2 rRNA genes are annotated in these 2,073 nt (G+C 61.2%); both read left to right on the forward strand.

Features of this window, described 5'->3' with window-relative positions:
- Positions 1-1,827: ribosomal RNA gene (locus ACI79Z_RS22800) — 23S ribosomal RNA — on the forward strand; the annotation flags it as partial.
- A 120-nt stretch (positions 1,828-1,947) separates the two neighbouring features.
- Positions 1,948-2,064, forward strand: a 5S ribosomal RNA gene (gene rrf / locus ACI79Z_RS22805).
- Positions 2,065-2,073: the final 9 nt, after the last annotated feature.

Genomic DNA, 2,073 nt, shown 5'->3' on the forward strand with positions numbered 1-2,073 from the left:
GGCCAGGGGACGGGGTGGGTAGGGGAGCGTCGTGTGGCGGGTGAAGCGGCGGCGGAAGCCAGCCGTGGACGCCACGCGAGTGAGAATGCAGGCATGAGTAGCGAGAGGGGAGTGAGAACCTCCCCCGCCGGAAGACCAAGGGTTCCTGGGCCAGGCTAATCCGCCCAGGGTGAGTCGGGACCTAAGGCGAGGCCGACAGGCGTAGTCGATGGACAACGGGTTGATATTCCCGTACCCGCGAAGGAGCGCCCATGCCCAGGCCAGTGATGCTGACCCACCGAAACCGCTCCGCCCCTTCGGGGTCGGGGTGGCAGTAGCTGGGGACCCGAGCTGGTAGTAGGCAAGCGATGGGGTGACGCAGGAAGGTAGTCGGGCCGGTGAGTGGTGGTACCGGTGCAAGGGTGTGGCCCGCGCCATAGGCAAATCCGTGGCGCACGAGGGTGAGGCCTGACGCGTAGCCGAATGAGGCGAATCCGATGATCCTATGCTGCCGAGAAAAGCCTCTAGCGAGTTCCGAGCGGCCCGTACCCCAAACCAACTCAGGTGGTCAGGTAGAGAATACCGAGGCGATCGAGCGAACTGTGGTTAAGGAACTCGGCAAAATGCCCCCGTAACTTCGGGAGAAGGGGGGCCCTCGTCCGTGAACCGCCTTGCGCGGGGCAGCGGGTGGGGGCCGCAGAGACCAGTGAGAAGCGACTGTTTACTAAAAACACAGGTCCGTGCGAAGTCGTAAGACGAGGTATACGGACTGACGCCTGCCCGGTGCTGGAACGTTAAGGGGACGGGTTAGTCCTTCGGGGCGAAGCTCAGAACTCAAGCGCCAGTAAACGGCGGTGGTAACTATAACCATCCTAAGGTAGCGAAATTCCTTGTCGGGTAAGTTCCGACCTGCACGAATGGCGTAACGACTTCTCAGCTGTCTCAACCACAGGCTCGGCGAAATTGCACTACGAGTAAAGATGCTCGTTACGCGCGGCAGGACGGAAAGACCCCGGGACCTTCACTACAGCTTGATATTGGTGTTCGGTTCGGCTTGTGTAGGATAGGTGGGAGACTGCGAAGCCGGCACGCCAGTGTCGGTGGAGTCGCCGTTGAAATACCACTCTGGTCGAATTGGATGTCTAACCTCGGTCCGTGAGCCGGATCAGGAACAGTGTCAGGTGGGTAGTTTAACTGGGGCGGTTGCCTCCCAAAATGTAACGGAGGCGCCCAAAGGTTCCCTCAGCCTGGTTGGCAATCAGGTGTCGAGTGCAAGTGCACAAGGGAGCTTGACTGTGAGACCGACGGGTCGAGCAGGAGCGAAAGCTGGGACTAGTGACCCGGCACCGGCATGTGGAAGCGGTGTCGCTCAACGGATAAAAGGTACCCCGGGGATAACAGGCTGATCTTCCCCAAGAGTCCATATCGACGGGATGGTTTGGCACCTCGATGTCGGCTCGTCGCATCCTGGGGCTGGAGTAGGTCCCAAGGGTTGGGCTGTTCGCCCATTAAAGCGGTACGCGAGCTGGGTTTAGAACGTCGTGAGACAGTTCGGTCCCTATCCGCCGTGCGCGTAAGAGACTTGCGAAGAGCTGTCCCTAGTACGAGAGGACCGGGACGGACGAACCTCTGGTGTGCCAGTTGTACCGCCAGGTGCACTGCTGGTTGGCTACGTTCGGCAGGGATAACCGCTGAAAGCATCTAAGCGGGAAGCTCGCTTCAAGATGAGGTCTCTCACCCAGTCAATGGGGTAAGGCCCCCGCCCAGACCAGCGGGTTGATAGGCCGGAAGTGGAAGCGCCGCAAGGCGTGGAGCTGACCGGTACTAACAGGCCGAGGGCTTGACCACACACCTTCCTGCCAACACACAACAGGTGTGCACCACGCGTCCACTGTGCAGTTCTGAACGCAGCCAACCCCCCGCACCCGGCCAGCCGGCCGGTGCGGGCCGGGGCACCGTTCACAGTGTTACGGCGGCCATGGCGAGAGGGAAACGCCCGGATCCATTCCGAACCCGGAAGCTAAGCCTCTCAGCGCCGATGGTACTGCCCCGGAGACGGGGTGGGAGAGTAGGACGCCGCCGGACAACCATTCA

Source organism: Geodermatophilus sp. SYSU D00663 (assembly GCF_054050655.1).